Origin of the sequence: Gulosibacter sediminis, assembly GCF_023370115.1 — a bacterium.
Lineage (GTDB): Bacteria > Actinomycetota > Actinomycetes > Actinomycetales > Microbacteriaceae > Gulosibacter > Gulosibacter sediminis_A.
This window is the reverse complement of sequence record NZ_CP097160.1, coordinates 2,105,537-2,128,682: the sequence shown is the minus strand read 5'-3', so window position 1 is coordinate 2,128,682 and position 23,146 is coordinate 2,105,537. Positions and strand designations below refer to the sequence as shown.

Here is a 23,146-nt window from a genome sequence, read left to right as displayed (position 1 = left end):
GCTCTCCCCTTCCCCCTTGTCTAAACCTGCAGGATTGCTAGTATTGCCGGCATCCGGGCGACACCGTAGTCGACCGGGGTTAGTCCCAAGATCTGATTCGGCACGGACGAGGCAGCCACGACGGCTTAAACCTCTAAAAGTGAACTGAATCACCTGCTCAGAGAGGTCGGAGCCCTCCATGGAGACTTCAACGCACAATCAACCGCCCACCGCCGAGGGCGAACTTCACATCGAGAGCGAGTTCAAGCGCGATATGGGGTTCTGGGGCAACCTTGCCCTCGGCTTTACCTATCTCTCGCCGGTCGTCGGCGTCTACACCACCTTCGCCGCGTCGATCGCGATCGCCGGCCCGCCAGCGTTCTGGATGCTCGTCATCGCGGGCCTCGGACAGCTGCTCGTCGCGTGCGTGTTCGGCGAGGTTGTCTCGCAGTACCCGGTCGCCGGCGGCATTTACCCCTGGAACCGCCGCCTCTGGGGCCCCAAGTGGGGCTGGATCTCGGGCTGGATCTACATGATCGCGATCAACGCGACCATCGCATCCGTCGCCTACGGTGCCGGCCCGTTCCTCGGCGCCCTCTTCGGTATCGAGATGAACGCGACCGCCAACGTGCTGCTCGCGCTCTTGCTACTCGTGCTCGCGACCCTCGTGAACTTTGGTGGCACGAAGTTCCTCGCGAACGTCGCGTTCATCGGCTTCGTGGTTGAGATCATCGCGACGGTGTTCATCGGCGCCTGGCTGCTCATCGCCTCGCGCCACCACGATCTCAGCGCGCTATTCACCGACTTCCGCACCCCCGAGATGCAGGAGGCGACGCCGTTCCTCGCGGCCTTCATCGGCTCGGCGATCTTCGGTATCTACCTCTATTACGGCTTCGAGGCGAACGGTGACGTCGCCGAAGAGGTGAAGAATCCGGGCCGCGTGATCCCGCGCGCCATGCGCATGACGATCTACGTCGGCGGCGTGGCCTCGATGTTCATCGCGCTCGGCCTGATCCTCGCAGTGCCCGACTTCACCGCGGTGATGGACGGCACGGCGACCGACCCGGTGAGCGAGATCTTCCTCGCGACCTTCGGCCCGGTCGGCTTCCGGCTCGTCATGATCATCGTGCTTGTCTCATTCCTCTCGTGCACGATCTCGCTGCAGGCCGCAGCCTCGCGCCTCATGTACTCGATGGGTCGCGACAAGCAGCTGCCGCTGTCGAAGGCGCTCGCGAAGTTCAACCGCAAGCGCGCGGTGCCGCCATACGCGCTCCTCGGCGCAGCGCTGCTGCCAGCGATCGTGCTCGTCATCTCGCTGCTCAGCGCCGACGCGCTCATCGCGATCATCTCGTTCGCGGCCTTTGGCATCTACCTCGCCTTCGCGAGCGTCGTCATTGCATCGCTGCGTGCGCGCGCGAAGGGCTGGAAGCCGAAGGGCCAGTTCACGATGGGCAACGCGGGCTGGGTCGTCGCGATCGCCGCGCTGATCTACCAGGCATTCGCGATCTACACGCTCATTCAGCCGGTGCCCGACGTGAACTGGTTCCAGGCCTGGATGGTGCTCATCGTCGGCACGCTCGTGGTCATCGTCGGCCTGCTCTACCTGTTCATCGCGAAGCCGCACCTCAACGCCCCGGCGCAGCTCGCGGGCACCGGGGTCGTCGACCTCAGCTACGCGACGCCGATCGCGCAGTCCGAGGAGGCCGTAGACCTCGCTATGCGGCTCAGTGGCAAGAAGCCGCACGTCTATCCCGAGCGTGGACCGGGCGACGACGCGCGGGGCTAGTCGCGATACAGCAGTCGTAGGCCGAGCCCAGGGGTTGGGATGCTCACGCACGAAAACCTCTGCGGCACGGCCGCGACGAGCACCCCGGTGCTGAACTCGCCCGAGTTCCCAACGAGTACCTGGTTGTGCCGGCTCAGCACCGCGGCCCCGCGGGGGAGCGGCGCGAGCATCGGAATCAGCACCCGCTCGAGATCGTCCATGCGCACATCCGAGCCGACGATGCCCACCTTGCGTTCGCCGACGAACGCGGGCACCGTGAGCGTGCTGATGTAGTAGTCGACGCCGAGGTGGTCGATGTACGGCCCGGCAATCGTGCGCGACTCGTGGTGAAAGCCGCCGCGAAACCAGTCGAGCTTCTCGAAGTCGTAAAAGCGCTCGGAGCTCGGGTCGAGGATGAAGTTGTTGCGCTGAAACTTCTCGCCGTCGCGCAGCCACCACTCGAGCCGGGCCTTCGCCGGGTCGAGCTGCGCGAGCTCGAACACGATGCCGGCGCCATCACTGCGCGGGTGCCGCTCGAGAAACGCCACCGAGATCTGGCGGATGCGCTCGCTCACCGGCGGCGAGATCACGACGGGGCGCGCATCCGTAAATACCGAAGCGAGCTCGGCGGTGATTTCATCGCGGAGGCGCTCGATATCGACGAAATAGCCCTCGAACCAGTCGGCGATTTCGGTGACGGCGGCGGCGGGGGTCGTCATGAAGCTGCGTTCCCTTCGGAGTCGGGGCGGTCGAGCGTGAGCTTGACGTCGATGATCCGGTACGTGGTTTGTCGAATGAGGTTGCCGATGGTCGCTTCGGCGAGTTCGGGGTCGCGCTGGCGCAGGGCGTCGGCGACCTGGATGCGCGCATACTTTGCCGCCTCGGAGCTCGTCGCGGCGGCGGCCGGCGACCACTTCAGCGTCGACACTTCGCTCTGGAGGCGCATTTGCGCGCGCATGAGGCGCTGCGACTGCGACTCGGCCCCGAGCTGCACATAGAAGCGGTTGTCGAGGCTGACCTGTGCCGTGAGGTCGTCGGTCTCGGCCTGCTGCTGCGCCTGTTCGGCGAGCGCGTCGAGGTCTTGGTCGAGCGCGCGCTGACTCACGAGGCGAGCGATGCCGCCGGCGACCGCCGTGTGCTCGTCGCTGTAGTCGCGCAGGTCGATGATGCTGAGCGAGCGCAGGTACTCGCGCACCTGCGCGTCGCTCGGGAACGGCACGCGCATCACGAACGTGCCGCCGTCGCGCCCGCGCCGCGTCTCGACGACCTGCTGCGACCGCAACACCGCGAGGCTCTTGCGCAGGGTCGCGACCGCGACACCGAACTCCGCCGCGAGGTCGATCTCGGCCGGCAGCCGGTCGCCCACGGCGATGGAGCCGAGCGAGATCGCCGCGGTGATCGTATCGGCGAGCTCGTCGCCAGACGTCAGCGACGCCGGCAGTCGGGGCCGGACGGGACTGAAGAGCGACGCGGTGTTCATCTTGGTGTCAGTCTAGGAACCTTTCGCCTCGGCGCCCAGCACTCCGGGCAACCATTCGAGGGCAACGTCGCTCGGGAGGTCCCAGGACGAGGCGTCGTGGCGCCCGTAGTCGCCGACCCGGGTCGCGCCGAGCTCGGTGAAGCGGCGGTCGAGGTGCTCGCTGCCCTGGCTGTAGGTCTCCTCGTAGAAGGTGTCGCCGAGGCCGAACATGGCGTAGCGCACGCCGGTGAGGTCGCCCGCGAAGTCCTTGAACTTCTCGAAGAACGGCAGGGCGGTGTTCGGCAGCTCGCCCTCGCCGTGCGTCGAGCAGACGATGATGTAAAAGTTGTCGGCGGTGATCGACTCGGGCTCGAAGTCCTGCAGGTCGAACACCTCCGATTCGTGGCCGTCCTGCTGCAGGCGGTCGTTGATGTCCTGCGCGATGAGCTCGGAGTTACCCGACTCGGTGCCGTAGAGCACGGTGATGGTCATGAGTGTCCTCACTTAGTGGTTGCGGCTCGCACCGTTGCGAGCATGGTGTCGTGGTCGGTGATCTTGTGGCGGATGCGCCCGGGCTCGGCCGCGCGCACCTCGGCCTCGTCGATGTGGCGCCAGTCGTCGAAGCTGACGGCGTTCGCGCGGGCGCGCTCGGGCAGGCCCTCGTAGCCCCGCGCCTCCTCGTGGGCGTGGAATCGGTCGGCCTCGACGTCGGCGATGATCTCCTTCGCGACCTCGTTCGCGTCGGCGCGGTTCGCGGGGATCGCGCCGTGGGGGCCCCGCTTGAGCCAGCCGACGCGGTAGAGCCCGTCCTCGATGCGCCCCGTGGCGTCGGCGGGCGTGAAGTCGAGGTGCTGGGCGTAGTGCCACTGCCCCGGGGCGTTCACGTCGAAGCCGATCGCGCTGATGACGGTGTCGCACTCGAGCACGCTCGGCTCGCCGGCGGGCGCGGCCTGGAGATGCAGGGCCTCGACGTGCTCGGTGCCGCGGATGCGCCCGGGCTCGGCGCCGAAGATGAAGTGCACGCGCACGCGGGGGTTGTCGACCTCGAGCGCCGCGAGCTGCGCGAAGGCCTCCTCGCGCTTGCGCCCCAGCGCGTTGTCGTCGGTGGCGGGGCTCGTGTTCGCGTAGCTGAACTTGACGCCGTCGATCTTGCCGAGCTCTTTCACCATCGCGACGTCGGCCTTGGCGGCGGCGATGGGGGAGCGGCTCAACACCGTGATCTCGGTCGCGGGTGCCTCGAGGTACTGCTGCAGCGCGGCGGATGCGACGTCGCTGCCCTCGTAGTCGGCATCGGTCTTGATGAGAAAGCGCACCATGTCGAGCGCGACGTTGCCCGCGCCGACGACGACGACCCGGCGGCCGATGCGGGGCATGGGGATCGCTGGTCGCGGCACGGCGTTGAGCGCGTTGACGATGTCGCCCGATACGACGACGCCGGGGAGTTTGCCGCCGGGAATCGAGAGCGCGCGGTCGCGCCACCGCCCCGAGGCGAGCACGACGATGTCGTAGTTCTGGCGCAACTGGTCGAGGCCGAGGTCGGTGCCGACTTCCATATTGCCAGCGAACCGCACGCCGCCGTCGGCGAAGCTGCGGTCGAACTGGCGGGTGATCGCCTTCGTGTGTTGGTGGTCGGCGGCGACCCCGTAGCGAATCAGCCCGTACGGCACCGCGAGCCGGTCGAAGACCGTGACTTCAGCATTCGGCCACTTGCGGTGGAGTGCTTGGGCGGTAAAGCAGCCGCTCGGGCCACTGCCGACGATGGCGATATGGCGCGGCGCTGCGTGATCCGTTGCGAGGATCTCGGACATGGGTCCTCCATTAAAAATCTGGTTTTCAATCATTACCCGCTCGGCGAGGATCCGGCAAGTGCTCCTCGCAAACCCCGTACACATTCAGAGAATCGGGCAAACTGCCCTCTTGCGCTTCCGTGGGGCCTGTGATTCTATTCATTCACCAATGAAGGTTTAACCACCTGAATCCCCGGAAATCGAAGAAGATTTGCAAGAAGGGAACGTCATGAGTCGCGCCGAAGTGATCGACGATCTGCCATATTTCGACATCGCAGACCCGAAGTTTGCGATGCAGTCCGAAGCGGTGCGCGATGCGCGCGAGCGCTCGTGGATCGCGAAGACCAACTACGGCTACGCGGTGCTGCGGTACGCCGAGGTGGCCGAACTGCTCAAGCACCCGAAGCTGTCGCAGGGCTCCGCCCGCTGGCCGGAACTCAACGGCGTGCACTCGGGCCTGTTCTCCGAGTGGTGGAGCAAGAACCTGCTCGTGCTCGAGGGCGACGAACACCACCGCATCCGCCGCCTGCTCAACCCGGCCTTCTCGCCCTCGATGGCGCGCCGGCTCGAGCCCGAGTTCACCGCGCTCGCGGAGGAACTCGTCGCGAGCTTCAAGGACCGCGGCGAGTGCGAGTTCGTCGCCGACTTCGCCGAGCCGTTCGCGACCCGCGCGCTGTGCATCATGATGGGGCTCGACCACAAGCACTGGCAGTTCATTGCGAGCCGGGCGAACACAGTCGGCTACGCGCTCAGCGTGAGCATCAAGGACGACATCGAGCAGATCGACGAGGCCGTGCACGAGCTGTACGAGTTCGTCGAGCAGCTCATCGAGGAGCGCAAGGTGAACCCCGGGCAGGACGTCGTGTCGCGGCTCGTGCAGTTCAGCGACGACGGCGACAAGCTTTCGGGCGAGGAGCTCCGCAACGCGCTCGTGCTCATGCTCTTTGGCGGGATGGACACGACCCGCAACCAGCTCGGGCTCGCGCTGCAGACCTACATCCGAAATGCCGCGGAGTGGGAGAAGCTCGCCGCCGACGAGTCGCTCGCGACCGCGGCGCTCGAGGAGGCGCTGCGCGTCAACCCGACCACGCGCTGGGTCACCCGCGAGGCGATCGACGACTTCGAGTACGAGGGCGTGCAGATCGCGAAGGGTACGACCGTGCACCTGTTCACCGCGACCTCGGGCACCGACCCGGTCGCGTATCCCGACCCCGAGGTCGACATCACCGCGTCGGAACGCAAGCCGCACTTCACGTTCGGTGGCGGCGTGCATCACTGCCTCGGCCACTACATCGCGCGCGCGGACATGAGCCAGGCACTGCCGGTGCTCGCGCGCAATCTCACCAACATCCGCTCGGCGGGTGGGGACGAGTGGCTGCCGGACTCCGGCAACACCGGCCCGGTGCGATTCCCCATCTCGTTCACGGCGCGGGCCTAAGCCCACGCGCACGGAAGGCAACGTAATGACCAACCACAGCACGACGACGGTTGAGCCGCACGTCGAGAAACTCCAGACCGCGGCGGTCGAGCTCGGGCGCAACCTTGGCGACTTCTATCGCGAGAGCGTCGAGGCGGCGCTCAACGACAACGGCGCGTTCGGCTACCACCAGGAACAGAACCTCGAGGACGACACGGTCGCCGAGATCGTCGAGAAGATCGAGCGCTCCGGCGTGAAGTACCTCTATTACATGCTGCCGACGCTCGGCGCGCGCACCGTCGCGAAGATGGTGCCGGCGAAGCACATCGTGCGCAACCTCGAGAAGGGCATCGCCTTTCACCGCACGGCGCTGAGCGACCTCCAGTCGGACATCTTCGGCAACCTCATCGGTGGCGGCATCGAGGCGAAGGAGTTCGTCGGCCTGCCCGAGCCCGAGTCGTTCCAGCAGCTACCGTGGGACGGCGAGGTCGGCCGCATCTTCTGCGCGGCCTACGAGCCCGAGCACCTGCCGGGCGTCGGCGGCCGCCCGCTCGCGATCGACTCGCGCGCGAACATGCAGCGCACGCACCAGCTGCTCAAGGACGTCTTCAGCCTCACGATGAAGTCGGGCACCGAGCCCGAGATGACCTGGACCGGCGACTCGATCGAGCCCACGCTCATCCCCGGGCACAGCCCCGCCTACCAGGTCGAGAACCTCGAGGTTATGCGTCCTATCTATAAGCGGCTCGAGGAGTACGCGACCGCGCTCGACTTCGACATGATCGAGGGCGACTACGAGGACAAGGGCCAGATCGAGCTCAACTGGATGTTCGACGACATTGAGCGCACCGCCGACCGCCTCGTGACCTATCGCCAGATCTGCTCGCAGGTCGCGCGCGAGTTCGGAGTCAAGGCGTCGTTCATGCCGAAGCCGTACCTCGGGTCGATGGGTAATGGCTGCCACCACAACCTGTCGCTCTGGGGCGACGAGGGCACGAACACGTTCATCACGCCGGGCGTCACCGAACTGCACATGTCGCAGCTGGGTCGCTGGGCCATCGGCGGCGTGCTCAAGCACGCGCCGGCGATGATGCTCGTTATGGCGAGCACCGTGAACTCGTACAAGCGGTTCTGGGACCCGGGCCAGTTCGCGCCCGCCAGCGCCGATTGGGGCCTCGACGACCGCGCCTCGATGGTGCGCATCTCGGCGAACGGCCGCGCCGAGGTGCGCGTGCCCGACGCATCCGTAAACCCCTACCTCTCGCACTCGCTGCTCGTGTCGGCGATGGCCGACGGCATCGGCAACGAGATCGAGCCGCCGGCCGCTGGCTCGGGCGGCGTCGACCTGCCGATGACGCTCGGCGAGGCGATCGAGGCATTCAAGTCGTCCGACTGGATTCAGGCGAACCTGCCTGAGGATCTTCGTCGCATCTATCTGGAGATGAAGTCGGACGAATGGGCCCGCTACTGCGGGGCCGTGACCGAGTGGGAATTCAATCAGTATTGGCAGGCGATTCCGTAATGCGCACCATCAAACTTGCATGTATCGATTCGGCGGCACCGCCGCTCTTTGACCTTTCGACCGACGGCGGCAAGACCCGCCCCGGCTTCGAGCCGGATGTGGCGGTGCTGGTCGCCGGCGAGCTCGGCGCCGAGGTCGAGTGGGTGATTCTGCCCTGGGACGACATGATTCCCGCGGTGCAGGATGGCCGCGCTGACGCCGTCTGGTGCGGCCAGGGCATCATCCCCTCGCGGCAGGAGCTCGTCGACTTCACCCGCCCCTACACCGTGTTCAACGAGTCGGTGCTCGTCCGTGCCGGCGACCCGGCGCGGGCGCCCGAGGACATGCGCGGCTACCGCGTCGGCGCGATCGCCGGCTCGACGAACATGAAGCTCGCCGAGACGTTCCCCGAGGTTGAGCTCGTGCCGTTCGGTGCGAGCGATGACGTATTCGCCGACATGCTCGAGGCCGTGCGTAGCGGCTCCGTCGACGCGATGATTGACGACGACGTGGTGACGGTGCCGCTCGGTGACGAACCCGAGTTCGACCTCGCGTTCACCGCGCAGACCCGCAACAAGTGGGGCGTCGGGGTGCGCAAGGGCAACACGGAGCTGCTTGAGGAGCTCAACGGCGCGATCGGCCGGGTGCTCGCAGACGGTCGGCTCGAGGCCGTCTGGACGAAGTGGATGCCGCACCTGCCGTTCCCGGGCGAGACCCTGCGCGGGGAGGACGCCTAACCGTGCGACCGATCATTGGCGTGCCGGGGCTGAGCTCGGCCAAGATTCAGGGCCTGCGCTTCGACGCCTCGGTGGCCGCCAACGCCGTCCTGCGCGCGATCCAGCGCGCGGGCGGCGACCCGGTCGTGTTGAGCCCGCTCGTCGACTGGGCGAACCCCGACTCGCGACTCTGGGGCTTCGTCGATGGGCTCGTGCTGCCGGGCGGGCCCGACATCGACCCGTTCCGGTACGGCCAGCTCGCCGAGGCGAGCTACGCGGGCTGCTCGTTTGATGGGCAGGATGACGCGGACGCCGCGGCCATCGCGGCGGCGGCCGAGCGCGGCATCCCTGCCCTGCTGATTTGTCGCGGGATGCAGCTGTGGAACGTCGAGCGCGGGGGCGACCTCGTGCAGCACTGGCCGCAGCAGCCGCAGGAACACGTCGACACCATTCACGACGTCGAGATCGCGCCGGGCAGCGCGCTCGCGGCGGCGCTCGGGGAGACCGCCTCGCGCGCCGTCTCGGTGTCGAGTTATCACCATCAAGCCGTTGGGCGCGTTGGCGAGGGCCTGCGCGTGACGGCGCGGGCCGCCGACGGCGCTGTCGAGGCACTCGAGGACCCGGAGCTGAACATCGTCGGGGTGCAGTGGCATCCCGAGGATCGCAGCGACTCGGTCGCGAGCGATCAGGCGCTGTTCGACTGGATCGTGGCCCAAGCCCGCGCGCGCTCGAGCGAGCGGAGCGCGGCGTGACGCCGCTGACGTGGGACGAGGCGGTGACGACCTCGGCGCATCCCGAGGCCGACGTCGAGATCGCCGTCGTCGTGCAGCTGAATACGCCGGGGCAGTCGTCGTTCTCGCGCGGGCTGAATCGCGATCTGATTCAGGTGGCGGTGGCGGCGTTGCACGATGCCGGCGCCCGCGCGAGCCTGCACGACGTGGCCGACGAGACGCCGCCCGACTCCGAAGCGATTCGCGGTGCCGACGGCATCCTCGTGCTCGGCGGTGGCGACGTCGACGCGACGCTCTACGGGCACACCGACCCCGTGCCGAACGAGTACGGCAAGGATCGCCGCGCCGACGACCGCGAGCTCGAACTCATCCGCACCGGCATCGCCGACGACGCGATCATGCTGCACCTCTGCCGCGGCTCGCAGCTGCTCAATGTCGCGTGCGGTGGCTCGCTCGTGCCCGATCTTGACCCGTTCGAGCTGCACAAGGGTGCGCCGGGCGATCCGCTCTTTGTGGATGAGGTGGTCGAGCTGGTCGAGGGCAGTCGCCTTCGCGAGCTGTACGGATCATCAAGCCTGACGGTGCGCAACGGCCACCACCAGGCGGTCGACCGGGTCGGCGCGGGGCTGCGCGTCGCGGCGCGTGCTCGCGACGGCATCACCGAAGCGACGGAGCGCGTCGAGAACACCTGGATTGTCGGGGTGCAGTGGCACCCCGAAGAGCTCGCGGCGAATCGTGACGACCGGCGCGTGCTCTTCGGGGAGTTCGTGCGGCAGGTGCGGGCGCGAGTCGGGGCTCGCTAGCCGCGCCGGCCCGGGAACTTCTGTAGCACCTTCTCGTAAAGCTCTTCTTCGGCGTTCGGGCCGGGCTTGACGCCGCCCGGAATCGCTACGAAGAACACGGCGCCGACGATCCACCAGACGCCGAAGATGAGCCACGACTCAACGCCGATGCCGGCGGGCATCCCGGGCAGGTAGAGCGAGCAGAGGAACGCGGTGATCGCGATCGAGAGGCCGCCGATGGCAACGCCGAACTTGCCCTTGCCACCGATGCGCAGCGGGCGCTCCATGCGCGGTTCGCGCACGCGGAGGATTACGAACGAGATCGAGACGAGCAGGTAGGCGATGACGATCATCGGCGAGCCGGCGTCGACGATCCAGCCGAGGGCTGAGGCGCCGAAGAACGGGGCGATCGTCGCGATGGCGCCGAGCACGATGAGGGCGTTCGCGGGGGTGCCGTACTTCGGGTGCAGCTTGCCGAACCACGCGGGCAGCATGCCGCCGCGCGCGAGCGAGAACATGAGGCGCGAGGCGCCGAGCTGCAGCGAGTTCCACGAGGTGATGATGCCGGCGACGCCGGCTGCGACCATGAGGTTGGCGAAGAACTGGTTGCCGAACAGCGCGCCCATCGCATCCGCCGCCGGCAGGCCCGAGCTTGCCATCTGGTCGTGGGTGAGGGCCGACGAGACCGTGAGCACGATCATGATGTACCAGGCCGCGGCGATGAGCACCGAGATGAACGAGATGTTGCCCACCTTGCGCGGCGGGATGTCCACCTCTTCGGCGGCCTGGGGGATCACGTCGAAGCCAACAAAGAGGAACGGCACGACGATGAGCACCGCGAAGAAGCCCGCGGAGCCGCCCGTGAAGAAGGGCTCGAAGTTTGCGCCAGAGCCGCCCGTGACCGAGCCGAAGATCTGCAGCGCGCCGATGGCGAAGAGGAAGATGACGACGAACATCTGCACGCCACCCGCGACCTTGACGCCGAGGATGTTGATGATCGTGATGAGCACCGCGACGACCGAGCCTACGAGGGCCCAGACGAGGAAGACCTCGGAGCCGCTGACGGTCCAGAGGTGGATCTGCTCAAGGTCGACGACGTAGTCGATCGCGCGGGGGAGCGCGACCGCCTCGAATGCGACCACCGTGGCGTAGCCGCCCGTGATCGCCCACGAGCCGATGAATGACCAGCGGGGGCCCATCGCGCGGATGATGTAGTTGTGCTCACCGCCGGCCTTCGGCATTGCGGCGACGAGCTCGGCGTAGACGAGCGACACGATCGCCATCATGAAGCCGCCTACGACAAACGCGAGGGTTGCGCCGAGCGAGCCGGCGCTTTCGATCCAGCCGCCGACGAGCGTGACCCAGCCGAAGCCGACCATGGCGCCGACGCCAAGGGTGAGGGTGCTCCAGACGCCGAGCGTGCGCTTCAGCCCTGTTGGTTCCGGTGGGTTGCGATCTTCGAGCGTTGTTGGGCTGGCGGACATGCGTGGTTCCTAACGTCGTTGTATGGCGCGGATGCCGTCGTGAAGTTTTTCAGCAAGTTAGCACGGAACGCCCAGCTTGAAGGATGCTTCTTTACCTGCTCGAGACGCACGGTGTGCCGAGTAGGCTCGGTGCCATGCGCTCGATCTATAAGTCCCCCGAAGAGCTGCGCCTCATGGTGCCCGCCGGACTGCTCACCTCGCAGGCCCTGGATGCGGTCGAAGCCGCCATTCGCCCCGGCATTTCGACGCTCGAGCTTGATGCCATTGCCGAGCGCGTGATCCTCGCCGGGGGCGGCGAGTCGAACTTCAAGCTCGTCGAGGACTACGCCCACACCGTGTGTGCCTCGGTGAACGACGTCGTCGTGCACGGGATCCCGAACGAGACGCCGCTGCAGCCGGGCGACATCGTGTCGATCGACTGCGGTGCCCAGTTGAACGGTTGGAACGGCGACTCAGCACGCACGTTCATCGTGCCGGGTAAGCCGCAGCGCGAGAACGCCGAGCAGTGGCTGCTGGATGCGCGCCGTACGAGCGCCGCTGCGCAGGCTGCCATGTGGGCGGGTATCGCCGCGGTTGCGTCGGCCCGCCACCTCAACGACGTGGGCGGCGCGATCGAGGACGAGATCGATATGCACCTCGACGAGGGTCCGCTCGGCAACCTCGAGGGCTACACCGGACACGGTATCGGCCGCGATATGCACGAAGAGCCGACCGTTTTCAACTACCGCGTGCGCCGTCGCGGCCCGGTCGTGAAGGCTGGCCTCGCGATCTGCATCGAGCCCATGCTTACCGCGGGCAGCCCCGATGTGCGTACCGACCCCGACCACTGGTCCGTGCGCGCGATCGATGGAACGCCGAGCGCCCACTGGGAGCACACCGTGCTGCGCCATAAAGAAGGTATCTGGGTCTCCACCGCCGCCGACGGCGGCGCCGCTGGTCTCGCGCCGCTTGGTGTGACGCCCGTTCCCGTGCCGTAGCCCCAAAGCGCCCCAGCGCATCCCGAGTACCGCTCTCGATGTGACGAGCGGTGCGGCCCTGATGTGGTCCGGTGGATGTGCTGGGGTGCTGGGGTGCGTTGGCCCGTTCGTGGGCAGACCGCACCCTTAGAAGGGTGGCGGATCGTGCACCTCGACAAAGCGGGGCCCCGGCGGTTCGGGTGAAACGTGGATGGTTCGCCCCTCGGGCGTGATCCATGCCAGTTCGCCGCCGCCGAGGTTGAAGACCTGCCACGGCTGCACGTGCTTCTGCGTGTGGTGGGCGCGGCAGAGGTGCCCGAGATTGCCCGGGTGCGTCTTGCCGCCGTCCTGCCACGCGACCGTGTGGTCGAGCTCGCTGCGATGCGCCGGCCGGCGGCAGCCCGGGAAGCAGCAGACGACGTCGCGGGCGCGGAGATACCTGCGCAGCGACGCGGTCGGCGCATAGGTGTCGGAAGTGATGACGTGCCCCGTGATGGGGTGCGTGAGGATGCGCTCGAGCTCGCCATCGGCGGCCCACTGGCGGGCCTCTTCGGCGCTCATGGGCTGGATGCCGTTGAGCATCGCCACCCCGGCGCAGGTGTCGGAGCCGCCCGCCCGAGCGAACGCCCCGGCGAACTTTGGGTCGCGCAGCGCCAGCACCGGCGTGACGATGCTCACCGTAGCCCTGACCCGCGCGGCGCCCTCGGCAGGGCCCTCGAGGATCGTCTGTGCCGTGGCAGTGAGCAGGGTGTCGGAGAGGATGTTGGCGCGGTGCTGGTCGCGCGTGCGCAGGTCGGCGTCGAACTCGGGCTCGTTCCGACGGTCCCTACCCTCCTGCTTTGCGACGTCGATCATCGCTTCGGCGTCGCGCGACAGCTGCTCGTCGATGGCGGCCGCGACGACGGAGGGGAGATAGGCGGTGAGGAAGGCCATGCCGAAGTCGTCGTGGTTGACGATGACTCGGCGCTTCTCGAACGCCTGCTTGTGGGCCTCTTCGAATTCCTCGCTCGCGAGTTTCGCCGCGAGTTTCTTCGCGTAGGTCTCGGTCTGAGGAGCGGTGTGCGCCTTCGCGTATCGCAGCACGCCGTTGCCGTAGGTGGCGTAGTGCTGCGGCGGTACGGGGGAGTGGTGCCGGAGCATCGCGCCCACGTGCCCGGCCTGCACCGAGGCCTCGGCGAGCGCATCGTGCCAGTACGGGAACTTCGTGAACAGGTTGTGCGCGCCCCGCGCGCGGTTCATCAGCGCGTTGTCGGTGAGCTGCGAGTCGCACGCGAACTCGCCCGCGACCGAGCGCAGATGCCACTGGAACGTCTCGGCGCGCTTCGTGGCCGAGACGGCGGGCCCACAATCGCGCGAGGTGTAGGCCTCGGCAGTGTTGTAAATAGTTGCGTAGGTGCGGAAGTCGGAGGCATCGACCGCCGCCCGCGCGCGCAGGTCGGCGTGGAACTGTTCGAGCGCGACGCGGAGGAATGCGTCGGTCTGGTCATCGTCAAACTCGGGTGCCGTGCTGGTCATCTCGCGCCGCCTCCTTCCGCGCTGCTGCGGGGTGCTCTTGTCGGTAATTGCAGTGGACTATGAGCCTCCGACATCTCCGCAGGCGTGCATCCGAAACCCACCGCTCGCTATGAGTGTGTTCTGCGCGCAAGGCTGTTAGGCTCAGGCTGTCTGAGTTCCGTGGGATCTGAACGGAACTCCCCCTTGCATTTCGCGAGCGCGCCAGCCTATAGTTGAAAGTCGGCTTGTCGTGCCTGCTTTGGCATGTCTGCGAGAAGTCGATTTCCGCATGACCGGCATGCGGCGAACTACAGCAAGCGACAGTGAGGCTATGGCCAAAAAAGACGGCGTCATCGAGATCGAGGGCACGGTCATCGAAGCATTGCCAAACGCAATGTTCCGTGTCGAACTTTCCAATGGACACAAGGTCCTCGCACACATCTCCGGCAAGATGCGGCAGCACTACATCCGCATCCTTCCCGAAGACCGAGTGATCGTAGAACTCAGCCCCTACGACCTCACGCGTGGCCGCATCGTCTACCGCTACAAGTAGCCTGCAGTTCGTTTCGGCCGGATAAGGAACGGCTGGCGCACCCGCGTCAGCACGAGGCCAGCGAAGAAAGAAGAACACTCATGAAGGTCAAGCCTTCGGTTAAGAAGATGTGCGACAAGTGCCGCGTGATCCGTCGTCACGGCCGCGTCATGGTCATCTGCGACAACCCGCGCCACAAGCAGCGCCAGGGCTAGTTGCGGTCGGCGGGCCTCGCGCTCGCCGCGCATCCGCCGCCTCGGTGGCACACAACTCAATAATGCAATCGCAGCGGTAAGAACCGATCGCACCACGGTCGGGGACACCTCCGGGCACGAGGCCGGGGCCCAGCTGCTGCACCACACCTCTCACCATCTAGGAGCACACTCCAATGGCACGTCTAGCAGGCGTTGACCTCCCGCGCGAAAAGCGCGTCGAGGTTGCACTCACCTACATCTACGGCATCGGCCGCACCCGCGCGCTCAAGTCGCTCGAGGCTACCGGCGTCGACGGCAACACCCGAGTCAAGGACCTCAGCGACGAGCAGCTCGTTGCCCTCCGCGACCACATCGAAGGTACCTACCAGGTTGAAGGTGACCTTCGCCGTGAGGTCGCAGCCGACATCCGCCGCAAGGTCGAAATCGGTAGCTACCAGGGCATCCGCCACCGTCGCGGTCTTCCCGTGCACGGTCAGCGCACCAAGACCAACGCGCGTTCGCGTAAGGGCCCGAAGCGCACCGTCGCCGGTAAGAAGAAGGCGAAGTAACCCATCCGCATTGCGGATGTGAGTGAACCGAATTTCGTAGGAGAGAAGAATTGGCTACCCCCAAGACCGCCGCGCGCAAGCCGCGCCGCAAGAGCAACAAGAACGTCGCCGTCGGCCAGGCGCACATCAAGTCGACGTTCAACAACACGATCGTTTCGATCACTGACACCACCGGTGCTGTGATCAGCTGGGCCTCGTCAGGCGCCGTTGGCTACAAGGGTTCGCGTAAGTCGACCCCGTTCGCCGCGCAGCTCGCCGCTGAGTCGGCTGCTCGCCAGGCACAGGAGCACGGCATGAAGAAGGTTGACGTCTTCGTGAAGGGCCCGGGTTCGGGTCGCGAGACCGCCATCCGTTCGCTGCAGGCCGCGGGCCTCGAGGTCGGTTCGATCACCGACGTCACCCCGCAGGCGCACAACGGTGCTCGCCCGCCGAAGCGTCGTCGCGTCTAACGCCCCCGGTCGCCCGGTCCTCACCTCGAGGGTTGGGCGACTTTCCGGCACCCGCCGGACCGCCTGTCTTTCGCACCACTACCTACCTCACGTGAGATCGCCACTCACGCACACGCCAAGCGTCATATAGCGGACGCTTTGCCGAAAGGAACCACACAGTGCTCATTGCACAGCGCCCCACCCTCACCGAGGAGCACGTCTCCGAGTACCGTTCGCGCTTCGTCATCGAGCCGCTCGAGCCTGGCTTTGGCTACACGCTCGGCAACTCGCTGCGTCGCACCCTGCTCAGCTCGATCCCCGGCGCGGCCGTTACGAGCATCCGCCTCGACAACGTGCAGCACGAGTTCACGACCATTTCGGGCGTGAAGGAGGATGTCACCGAGATCATCCTCAACATCAAGCAGCTCGTTGTTTCGAGCGAGCACGACGAGCCGATCACCGCGTACCTGCGCAAGACCGGCGCCGGTGAAGTGACTGCCGCTGACATCTCCGCCCCCGCCGGCGTGGAGATTCACAACCCGAACCTCGTCATCGCGACGCTGAACGACGACGCGAAGTTCGAGCTCGAGCTCACGATCGAGCGTGGCCGCGGCTACGTTTCGGCCCAGCAGAACCGCAACGAGTACTCCGAGGCCGGCCAGATTCCGGTCGACTCGATCTATTCGCCGGTGCTCAAGGTCACCTACCGCGTTGAGGCCACCCGTGCGGGTGAGCGCACCGACTTCGACCGCCTCGTGGTCGACGTCGAGACCAAGCAGTCGATGTCGCCGCGCGACGCCGTTGCTTCGGCCGGCGGTACGCTGGTTGAGCTGTTCGGGCTTGCACGCGAGCTCAACGTTGAGGCTGAAGGTATCGAGATCGGCCCCGCGCCGGTTGACCAGGTCATCAACGAAGAACTGTCGATGAGCATCAACGACCTCGACCTTTCGGTTCGTTCGTACAACTGCCTCATGCGCGAGGGCATCACCACGGTGTCGCAGCTCGTTGCGCTGAGCGAGACGCAGCTGATGAACATCCGGAACTTCGGTCAGAAGTCGGTGGATGAGGTGCGCGACAAGCTGTCGAGCATGGGCCTGAGCCTCAAGGATTCGGTGCCCGGTTTCGAAGGCACCCACTTCTACGGTGCTGGCGAAGACAGCGGCGAGTACATCTAAACCGCGCAGACGCGGATACCTAGTTTCAGAAAGAGATCACGAGAATGCCTAAGCCTACAAAGGGTCCTCGCATCGGCGCCGGCCCCACCCACGAGCGCATGATTCTTGGCCAGATGGCCGCGCAGCTGTTCACGCACAAGCGCATCCAGACTACCGAGACCCGCGCGAAGCGCCTCCAGCCCGTCGCTGAACGCCTCATCACGCAGGCCAAGCGTGGCGACCTGCACAACCGCCGCAAGGTGCTTGAGACGATCACTGACCGCGGTGTCGTGCACGAGCTCTTCACCGAGATCGCGCCGCTCGTCGCGGAGCGCCCGGGCGGCTACACCCGCGTCATCAAGACCGGTTACCGCAAGGGCGACAACGCGCCGATGGCCGTGATTGAGCTTGTGCTCGAGCCCGTCACGCCGAAGGTGAAGAACACCGCTGCCGAGACCCCCGTCGCCGAGGCGCCGGTTGTCGAGGACGACGTGGTGACCGAGGACGTCGAGGCCGAGGCCGCCGTCGAGGCCGAGGCAGCCGAGGCTGCCGCTGAGGTCGAGACCGACGAGGCCGCCGCCGAGGCGACCGACGAGGTTGCTGCCGACGACGCAGCCGAGGAAGAGACCAAGTAGTCTCCTCGCACCAACAGGAAGGCCCCCGCCACTTGGCGGGGGCCTTCCTCGTTTCCGCGCGAGCGCCTCGGCCCGGCGGGCGCACGGATGCGGCAAGATGGTGCGCATGAATGTCCGCGTGCGCCTCGACATCGCCTACGACGGCACGGCCTTCAGCGGCTGGGCCGCGCAGCCCGAGCTCCGCACGGTGCAGGGCACGCTCGAGGATGCGCTGCGCATCCTCTACCGCGCGCTGCCCGAGACCGGCCCGCTGCTCACGGTCGCTGGCCGAACGGATGCTGGGGTCCATGCCACCGGTCAGGTCGCGCACCTCGACCTCGATGACGAGGTGTGGGCGTCGACCGTGCGGGGGCGTGGCGATGACGACCCCGCGGCCGCGCTGGTGCGCCGCTGCGCGGGCATTCTTGGCGCCGACTCGGACGTCCTCATCACCGGCGCGCGCGAGGTCGGCACCGAGTTCGACGCCCGCTTCTCGGCACTCTGGCGCAGCTACGAATATCGTCTCGCCGACTCGACCTCGGTTGCGAATCCGCTCGAGCGGCACCGCACCACGGTCGTGCGCAGAGCCCTCGATCTCGACGCGATGAACGCTTCCGCCGAGGTGCTCGTCGGGCTGCACGACTTCGCGGGCTTCTGCAAGCCGCGGGAGGGCGCGACGACGATCCGCACGCTGCAGGAGTTCCGCTGGGAGGAGCTCGAGCGGGGCGTCTTCCGCGCGCACGTGCGCGCCGACGCCTTCTGCCACTCGATGGTGCGTTCGCTCGTCGGGATGTGCGCCGCGGTCGGGCAGGGCAGGCTTCCGCTCGCGCGCGTGCCCGAGCTGCTCGAGGTGCGCAGCCGCTCGAACGCGTTCACGGTGCTCGCGGCGAAGGGCCTGACCCTCACCGGGGTGGGGTACCCCGACGACGCTGACCTCGCATCCCGCCAGCTCGCGACCCGCGCGAAGCGGCCCGACAATGTCGTTGAATTACCACGACGCGAGGCCTCCAAACTGTAAGAATCTCGCCAATTCGCTGGAAGTCACTATGCTTGGCCACGCGCCGCACCCGCACGGCGCGCGTCAACTCAACGCAGAGCTGAACCAGTGAGAGCGAGAAAGAATGACAAGGATCGACGAATCGCGCGCCGACGACGCCGCGAATCCGCCCGTCGAATGGGATGAGTCCCAGCTCAACACCCCCGAGGGGTACCCGGTCGCCGGCGCCGACGCCAAGGCGCTCGACCGCGCGAGGAAGTGGACGCCAGGCAAGATCATCACGTGGGTGCTCATCGCCCTCGTCGGTGGCGTGGCCTGGACCATGCTCGCATTCGTGCGCGGCGAATCGGTCAACGGCATCTGGTTCGTGTTCGCCGCGGTGTGCACCTACCTCATCGCCTACCGCTTCTACGCGAACTACATCGAGAAGCACCTGCTGCGCCCGAACGACCACCGCGCGACGCCGGCCGAGTACCTGGCGAACGGCAAGGACTTCGTCGCGACCGACCGCCGCGTGCTGTTCGGCCACCACTTCGCCGCGATCGCTGGCGCCGGCCCGCTCGTCGGCCCCGTGCTCGCCGCGCAGATGGGCTACCTGCCCGGCACGATCTGGATCATCGTCGGCGTCGTGCTCGCGGGCGCGGTGCAGGACTACCTCGTGCTGTTCATCTCGACGCGTCGCCGCGGCCGCTCGCTCGGCCAGATGGCGCGGGATGACCTCGGTCGCGTCGGCGGCATCGCCGCGATTCTCGCGACCCTCACGATCATGATCATCATCGTTGCGATCCTCGCGCTCGTCGTCGTGAACTCGCTCGGCGAGAGCCCCTGGGGTGTCTTCTCGGTCGGCATGACGATTCCGATCGCCCTGTTCATGGGTATCTACCTGCGCTACCTGCGCCCCGGCAAGATCCTCGAGGTCTCGGTGATCGGCTTCATCCTGCTCATGGCCGCGATCATCGGCGGTGGCCAGATTGCCGCCACCGAGTGGGGCTCGTCGTTCTTCCTGCTCGACCACACCACCATCGCCTGGGCGATCATCATCTACGGCTTCATCGCCGCGGTGCTGCCGGTGTGGCTGCTGCTCACGCCGCGCGACTACCTGTCGACCTTCATGAAGATCGGCGTCATCGTCGTGCTCGCGGTCGCGATCGTCATCGTGCGCCCCGAGATCACAACCCCCGCGTTCAGCGAGTTCGCGGGCCGCTCCGACGGCCCCGTGTTCAGTGGCGCGCTGTTCCCGTTCCTCTTCGTCACAATCGCGTGTGGCGCCCTCTCGGGCTTCCACGCGCTCATCTCGTCGGGTACGACCCCGAAGATGGTGCACAAGGAGCGCCAGACGAAGTTCATCGGCTACGGCGGCATGCTCATGGAGTCGTTCGTCGCGATCATGGCGCTTGTCGCCGCCGTGTCGATCGACCGCGGCCTCTACTTCGCCATGAACTCCTCCGTCGCGGCCACCGGCGGCACGGTCGAGGGCGCGGCGATGTTCGTGAACTCGCTCGGCCTCAACGGCGTGCATGTCGAAGGGTCGTTCCTCCAGCAGATGGCCGAAGAGGTGGGGGAGGAGTCGATCGTCTCTCGCACGGGTGGCGCGCCCACGCTCGCCATGGGTATCGCTCACATCATGCACAACATCACGCCGGGCCTCATGGGCTTCTGGTACCACTTCGCGATCATGTTTGAGGCGCTGTTCATCCTCACCGCGGTCGACGCCGGTACCCGCGTGGCGCGCTTCCAGCTGCAGGAGGCCCTCGGCAACTTCTGGCCGCGCATTAAGGACAACAACTGGCGCGTCGGTGTGTGGCTCACGACCGCGCTCATGGTCGCGGGCTGGGGCTACATCCTGTTGCTCGGCGTCACCGATCCGCTCGGCGGCATCAACACGTTCTTCCCGCTGTTCGGTATCGCGAACCAGCTGCTCGCGGCGGTCGCGCTCGCCGTAGTCACGGCGGTGCTCGCAAAGCGCGGGCGCAAGATGTTCAAGTACCTCTGGATTCCCGGTATCCCGCTCATGTTCGACCTCGTCGTCACGATGGTCGGTTCCTGGCACAAGATCTTCTCGCCGGTGCGCAACATTGGGTACTGGGCCAATCACTTCGCCACGCGTGCCGACATCGACACGGCCCTCGCGGCCGATCCGAGCGCCGACGTCACCAAGCTTGAGGCGACTGTGCGCAACACGGCCGTGCAGGGCTCGCTCTCGATCCTGTTTGCGATTCTCACACTCGTGGTCGTCGGCGCGGCCTTCGTCAAGGTGTTTCAGGCCTGGAAGCACGATGGCCTGCCGACTTCTGAGCCGAAGCCGGTGCCGTCGTTGACCTTTGCTCCGGCGGGGATCACCGCGACCAAGCCCGAGAAGGAGCTCATGGAGAAGTGGGCGCAGCTGCCCGAGGACAAGCGCGATCGGACGCTCGAATAATGACCGCGCCCACGCACTCGAACAAGCCCGGGCGCATCCGGGCCTGGTTCGCGAACGCGAGCTGGTTCCTCAACGGCATGATGGGCGGGCACGCGTACGAGCGGTACGTGAACCACCTGCGCCGGGAGCACCCCGACGCCACGCCCATGACGGAGCGTGAGTTCTGGCGGCAGAAGGCGCGCGACGAGGATGCGAACCCCTCGGCGCGCTGCTGCTAGCGACTCCCAGCGGCGAAAGCACGGCGGCGGCCCCGATCTGGCATGGATCGGGGCCGCCGTTGTCTGTGCCGCGTTCGAGAACTTGTCGAGTTCGAGTGCAAGACTGGCCGTACCGAACGCGAGACAAGGAGCAGCCCATGGGCACAGTGGCGCAGAATCTGGTCGACAATCTTCGAGTGAACGGCGTGCGCCGCGTGTATGGGGTGCCGGGCGACTCGCTCAACGGCTTCACCGACGCGATTCGCAAAGACGAGCAGGTCGAGTGGGTGCACGTGCGCCACGAGGAGGCGGCGGCGTTCGCGGCCGCGGCCGACGCCGAACTCACCGGCGAGCTCGCGGTCTGCGCCGGCAGCTGCGGCCCCGGCAACCTGCACCTCATCAACGGACTCTTCGATGCGCAGCGCTCGCGCGTGCCCGTGCTCGCGATCGCCGCGCACATCCCGAGCGAAGAGATCGGTTCGAATTACTTCCAAGAAACGCACCCGCAGGAGCTGTTCCGCGAGTGCAGCGTCTACACCGAGCTGGTCTCGTCGGCCGAGCAGATGCCCCGCGTGCTCGAGATCGCGATGCGCGCGGCGATCGAGCGCCGAGGAGTCGCGGTCGTCGTGCTGCCCGGCGACGTCGCGCTGCAGCAGGCCATCCACGAGGGCGAGCACGTTGTGCGGGCCGCGCAGCCGCGGGTGCTGCCGTCCGAGGCCGAGCTGCACGAGCTTGCCGAGCTGCTCGCGGGTGCCTCGAGCCCGACCATCCTCGCCGGTGCCGGCGTCGCGGGCGCGCACGACGAGGTCGTCGAACTCGCCGACGTGCTCGGGGCGCCGATCGTGCACGCGCTGCGCGGCAAGGAGCACATCGAGCACGACAACCCGTTCGACGTTGGCATGACCGGCCTGCTCGGCTTCAACTCGGGCTACCGCGCCATGGAAGATTCCGACGTGCTGCTCATGCTCGGCACCGACTTCCCGTACCAGCAGTTTTTTCCGAAGGATGCGAAGGTCGCGCAGGTGGATATCCGCGGCGAGCAGCTTGGTCGCCGCACCCCGCTCGACCTCGGCCTGGTCGGCGACGTCGGCGACACCGTGCGCGCCCTGCTGCCGCTGCTCAAGCGCAACCGCAAGCGCGCGCACCTCAATGACTCGGTGAAGCACTACGAGCGCACGCGCAAGCGCCTCGACGAGCTCGCCGTGCCGTCGCGCGGCAAGCGACCCATCCATCCGCAGTATGTCGCGAGCGTGCTCGACGAGCTCGCCGACGACGACGCCGTGTTCATTCCGGACGTCGGCTCGCCCGTCGTCTACGCGGCCCGGTACCTCCACCTCGGTGGCGGCCGGCGCCTCGTCGGCTCGTTCAGCCATGGGTCGATGGCGAACGCGCTGCCCCACGCGATCGGCGCGCAGGCGGCGTTCCCCGAGCGGCAGATCGTCGCGCTCGCGGGCGACGGCGGCCTGTCGATGCTCATGGGGGAGTTGCTCACCGTGACGCAGAACAAGCTGCCGGTAAAGCTCATCGTGCTCAACAACTCGTCGCTCAACTTTGTCGAGCTCGAGATGAAGGCCGCCGGCTTCGTCACGTTCGCGACCGACCTCGAGAACCCGAACTTCGCGAAGGTCGCCGAGGCCGTGGGCATCCGCGGCTGGCGCGTCGAGGAGTCGAAGGACGTCGAGTCGACCATCGCCGAGGCGCTCGCGCACCCGGGCCCGGCCCTCGTCGACGTCGTCGTCGAGCGACAGGAGCTCTCGATGCCGCCGGCGATCACGGCCGAGCAGGTGAAGGGCTTCTCGCTCTACGCGATCCGCACCGTGCTCTCGGGCCGCGGGGACGAGCTGCTCGACCTCGCGCGGGCGAACTTCCGCCAGCTCTTCTAGCGCACTGCATCCGAGGTCAGCCATTGCGCCGCTGCCACGCCGTGAAGTAACATATTCAGGTTGCCCGCTTACCCGGGCATCGAAGTGG

General features: G+C 66.9%; 23 protein-coding genes. 17 read left to right on the top strand and 6 right to left on the bottom strand.

Features of this window, described 5'->3' with window-relative positions; translation table 11 throughout:
* Nucleotides 1–178: 178 nt before the first annotated feature.
* The gene (locus tag M3M28_RS09780; protein WP_249386285.1) at nt 179–1,765 is read left to right on the top strand and encodes an APC family permease; all 1,587 of its coding nucleotides are present in this window, start codon (nt 179–181) and stop codon (nt 1,763–1,765) included.
* On the opposite strand, the gene M3M28_RS09775 is transcribed toward M3M28_RS09780, so the two are convergent.
* The 4 genes from M3M28_RS09775 to M3M28_RS09760 are packed head-to-tail and all read right to left on the bottom strand — an operon-like array spanning nt 1,762 to nt 5,011.
* Nucleotides 1,762–2,463 (bottom strand): cache domain-containing protein, encoded by a 702-nt coding sequence (locus M3M28_RS09775; protein WP_249386284.1) that lies wholly within the window; start codon nt 2,461–2,463, stop codon nt 1,762–1,764. The two genes, M3M28_RS09780 and M3M28_RS09775, sit on opposite strands and share 4 nt — an antisense overlap.
* Nucleotides 2,460–3,224, bottom strand: coding sequence for a FadR/GntR family transcriptional regulator (locus M3M28_RS09770; RefSeq protein WP_249386283.1), 765 nt, complete (start codon nt 3,222–3,224; stop codon nt 2,460–2,462). Before M3M28_RS09770 ends, M3M28_RS09775 begins: the two co-directional genes overlap by 4 nt.
* A 12-nt stretch (nt 3,225–3,236) precedes the next feature.
* Nucleotides 3,237–3,695, bottom strand: a complete 459-nt coding sequence (locus M3M28_RS09765) for a flavodoxin domain-containing protein (protein ID WP_249386282.1) — start codon at nt 3,693–3,695, stop codon at nt 3,237–3,239.
* Nucleotides 3,696–3,703: 8 nt separating this feature from the next.
* Nucleotides 3,704–5,011, bottom strand: coding sequence for an FAD-dependent oxidoreductase (locus M3M28_RS09760; RefSeq protein WP_249386281.1), 1,308 nt, complete (start codon nt 5,009–5,011; stop codon nt 3,704–3,706).
* Between the two features lie 208 nt (nt 5,012–5,219).
* Here M3M28_RS09760 and M3M28_RS09755 point away from each other — a divergent pair, with 208 nt between their 5' ends.
* Genes M3M28_RS09755 through M3M28_RS09735 form a run of 5 tightly spaced genes read left to right on the top strand, consistent with a single transcriptional unit; the run spans nt 5,220 to nt 10,158 of the window.
* A complete protein-coding gene (locus M3M28_RS09755; protein ID WP_249386280.1) occupies nt 5,220–6,428 on the top strand; it encodes a cytochrome P450 in 1,209 nt (402 codons plus the stop codon).
* Nucleotides 6,429–6,453: 25 nt separating this feature from the next.
* Nucleotides 6,454–7,929, top strand: coding sequence for a glutamine synthetase family protein (locus tag M3M28_RS09750; protein ID WP_249386279.1), 1,476 nt, complete (start codon nt 6,454–6,456; stop codon nt 7,927–7,929).
* On the top strand, nt 7,929–8,645 hold the full coding sequence (locus M3M28_RS09745) for a substrate-binding periplasmic protein (RefSeq protein ID WP_249386278.1): 717 nt from the start codon (nt 7,929–7,931) through the stop codon (nt 8,643–8,645). Before M3M28_RS09750 ends, M3M28_RS09745 begins: the two co-directional genes overlap by 1 nt.
* A gap of 2 nt (nt 8,646–8,647) precedes the next feature.
* Nucleotides 8,648–9,376, top strand: coding sequence for a gamma-glutamyl-gamma-aminobutyrate hydrolase family protein (locus tag M3M28_RS09740; RefSeq protein ID WP_249386277.1), 729 nt, complete (start codon nt 8,648–8,650; stop codon nt 9,374–9,376).
* A complete protein-coding gene (locus M3M28_RS09735) occupies nt 9,373–10,158 on the top strand; it encodes a gamma-glutamyl-gamma-aminobutyrate hydrolase family protein (RefSeq protein ID WP_249386276.1) in 786 nt (261 codons plus the stop codon). Before M3M28_RS09740 ends, M3M28_RS09735 begins: the two co-directional genes overlap by 4 nt.
* On the opposite strand, the gene M3M28_RS09730 is transcribed toward M3M28_RS09735, so the two are convergent.
* Complete coding sequence (locus tag M3M28_RS09730) at nt 10,155–11,621, bottom strand: APC family permease (protein ID WP_431193843.1); 1,467 nt, start codon at nt 11,619–11,621, stop codon at nt 10,155–10,157. The two genes, M3M28_RS09735 and M3M28_RS09730, sit on opposite strands and share 4 nt — an antisense overlap.
* A 134-nt stretch (nt 11,622–11,755) precedes the next feature.
* On the opposite strand from M3M28_RS09730, the gene map reads away from it, so the two are divergent.
* Nucleotides 11,756–12,598, top strand: coding sequence for a type I methionyl aminopeptidase (map, locus tag M3M28_RS09725; RefSeq protein WP_249386275.1), 843 nt, complete (start codon nt 11,756–11,758; stop codon nt 12,596–12,598).
* A 126-nt stretch (nt 12,599–12,724) separates the two neighbouring features.
* Here map and M3M28_RS09720 read toward each other — a convergent pair whose 3' ends face one another.
* Nucleotides 12,725–14,092: an HNH endonuclease signature motif containing protein gene (locus tag M3M28_RS09720; RefSeq protein WP_249386274.1), complete on the bottom strand. Its 1,368-nt coding sequence runs from the start codon at nt 14,090–14,092 to the stop codon at nt 12,725–12,727.
* Between the two features lie 310 nt (nt 14,093–14,402).
* On the opposite strand from M3M28_RS09720, the gene infA reads away from it, so the two are divergent.
* The 10 genes from infA to poxB all read left to right on the top strand — a co-directional run bounded on the left by infA (nt 14,403) and on the right by poxB (nt 23,058).
* Entirely contained in the window at nt 14,403–14,624 is a 222-nt protein-coding gene (gene infA, locus M3M28_RS09715; RefSeq protein WP_019619037.1) for a translation initiation factor IF-1, read from the top strand.
* 80 nt (nt 14,625–14,704) lie between these two features.
* Nucleotides 14,705–14,818: a 50S ribosomal protein L36 gene (gene rpmJ / locus M3M28_RS09710; RefSeq protein WP_019619036.1), complete on the top strand. Its 114-nt coding sequence runs from the start codon at nt 14,705–14,707 to the stop codon at nt 14,816–14,818.
* A gap of 173 nt (nt 14,819–14,991) precedes the next feature.
* Entirely contained in the window at nt 14,992–15,366 is a 375-nt protein-coding gene (gene rpsM / locus M3M28_RS09705) for a 30S ribosomal protein S13 (protein WP_249386273.1), read from the top strand.
* A gap of 50 nt (nt 15,367–15,416) precedes the next feature.
* Nucleotides 15,417–15,815 (top strand): 30S ribosomal protein S11, encoded by a 399-nt coding sequence (gene rpsK / locus M3M28_RS09700; RefSeq protein ID WP_125107009.1) that lies wholly within the window; start codon nt 15,417–15,419, stop codon nt 15,813–15,815.
* Between the two features lie 158 nt (nt 15,816–15,973).
* Complete coding sequence (locus M3M28_RS09695) at nt 15,974–16,969, top strand: DNA-directed RNA polymerase subunit alpha (protein WP_249386272.1); 996 nt, start codon at nt 15,974–15,976, stop codon at nt 16,967–16,969.
* 44 nt (nt 16,970–17,013) lie between these two features.
* Nucleotides 17,014–17,583, top strand: coding sequence for a 50S ribosomal protein L17 (gene rplQ, locus M3M28_RS09690; RefSeq protein ID WP_249386271.1), 570 nt, complete (start codon nt 17,014–17,016; stop codon nt 17,581–17,583).
* Nucleotides 17,584–17,680: 97 nt separating this feature from the next.
* Nucleotides 17,681–18,580, top strand: coding sequence for a tRNA pseudouridine(38-40) synthase TruA (truA, locus tag M3M28_RS09685; protein ID WP_349305327.1), 900 nt, complete (start codon nt 17,681–17,683; stop codon nt 18,578–18,580).
* 103 nt (nt 18,581–18,683) lie between these two features.
* Nucleotides 18,684–20,978: a carbon starvation CstA family protein gene (locus M3M28_RS09680; RefSeq protein ID WP_249386270.1), complete on the top strand. Its 2,295-nt coding sequence runs from the start codon at nt 18,684–18,686 to the stop codon at nt 20,976–20,978.
* The gene (locus tag M3M28_RS09675; protein ID WP_249386269.1) at nt 20,978–21,196 is read left to right on the top strand and encodes a YbdD/YjiX family protein; all 219 of its coding nucleotides are present in this window, start codon (nt 20,978–20,980) and stop codon (nt 21,194–21,196) included. The genes M3M28_RS09680 and M3M28_RS09675 overlap by 1 nt, the downstream gene beginning before the upstream one ends.
* A gap of 137 nt (nt 21,197–21,333) precedes the next feature.
* Nucleotides 21,334–23,058, top strand: a complete 1,725-nt coding sequence (poxB, locus tag M3M28_RS09670; protein WP_249386268.1) for a ubiquinone-dependent pyruvate dehydrogenase — start codon at nt 21,334–21,336, stop codon at nt 23,056–23,058.
* The last annotated feature ends 88 nt before the right edge of the window (nt 23,059–23,146 follow it).

Excerpts from the sequence above, each read along its gene's own strand:
- M3M28_RS09780 (WP_249386285.1), top strand. The coding sequence starts at position 179 with ATGGAGACTTCAACGCACAATCAACCGCCCACCGCCGAGGGCGAACTT.
- M3M28_RS09775 (WP_249386284.1), bottom strand. The coding sequence starts at position 2,463 with ATGACGACCCCCGCCGCCGCCGTCACCGAAATCGCCGACTGGTTCGAG.
- M3M28_RS09770 (WP_249386283.1), bottom strand. The coding sequence starts at position 3,224 with ATGAACACCGCGTCGCTCTTCAGTCCCGTCCGGCCCCGACTGCCGGCG.
- M3M28_RS09765 (WP_249386282.1), bottom strand. The coding sequence starts at position 3,695 with ATGACCATCACCGTGCTCTACGGCACCGAGTCGGGTAACTCCGAGCTC.
- M3M28_RS09760 (WP_249386281.1), bottom strand. The coding sequence starts at position 5,011 with ATGTCCGAGATCCTCGCAACGGATCACGCAGCGCCGCGCCATATCGCC.
- M3M28_RS09755 (WP_249386280.1), top strand. The coding sequence starts at position 5,220 with ATGAGTCGCGCCGAAGTGATCGACGATCTGCCATATTTCGACATCGCA.
- M3M28_RS09750 (WP_249386279.1), top strand. The coding sequence starts at position 6,454 with ATGACCAACCACAGCACGACGACGGTTGAGCCGCACGTCGAGAAACTC.
- M3M28_RS09745 (WP_249386278.1), top strand. The coding sequence starts at position 7,929 with ATGCGCACCATCAAACTTGCATGTATCGATTCGGCGGCACCGCCGCTC.
- M3M28_RS09730 (WP_431193843.1), bottom strand. The coding sequence starts at position 11,621 with ATGTCCGCCAGCCCAACAACGCTCGAAGATCGCAACCCACCGGAACCA.
- map (WP_249386275.1), top strand. The coding sequence starts at position 11,756 with ATGCGCTCGATCTATAAGTCCCCCGAAGAGCTGCGCCTCATGGTGCCC.
- M3M28_RS09720 (WP_249386274.1), bottom strand. The coding sequence starts at position 14,092 with ATGACCAGCACGGCACCCGAGTTTGACGATGACCAGACCGACGCATTC.
- infA (WP_019619037.1), top strand. The coding sequence starts at position 14,403 with ATGGCCAAAAAAGACGGCGTCATCGAGATCGAGGGCACGGTCATCGAA.
- rpmJ (WP_019619036.1), top strand. The coding sequence starts at position 14,705 with ATGAAGGTCAAGCCTTCGGTTAAGAAGATGTGCGACAAGTGCCGCGTG.
- rpsM (WP_249386273.1), top strand. The coding sequence starts at position 14,992 with ATGGCACGTCTAGCAGGCGTTGACCTCCCGCGCGAAAAGCGCGTCGAG.
- rplQ (WP_249386271.1), top strand. The coding sequence starts at position 17,014 with ATGCCTAAGCCTACAAAGGGTCCTCGCATCGGCGCCGGCCCCACCCAC.
- truA (WP_349305327.1), top strand. The coding sequence starts at position 17,681 with ATGGTGCGCATGAATGTCCGCGTGCGCCTCGACATCGCCTACGACGGC.
- M3M28_RS09680 (WP_249386270.1), top strand. The coding sequence starts at position 18,684 with ATGACAAGGATCGACGAATCGCGCGCCGACGACGCCGCGAATCCGCCC.
- M3M28_RS09675 (WP_249386269.1), top strand. The coding sequence starts at position 20,978 with ATGACCGCGCCCACGCACTCGAACAAGCCCGGGCGCATCCGGGCCTGG.
- poxB (WP_249386268.1), top strand. The coding sequence starts at position 21,334 with ATGGGCACAGTGGCGCAGAATCTGGTCGACAATCTTCGAGTGAACGGC.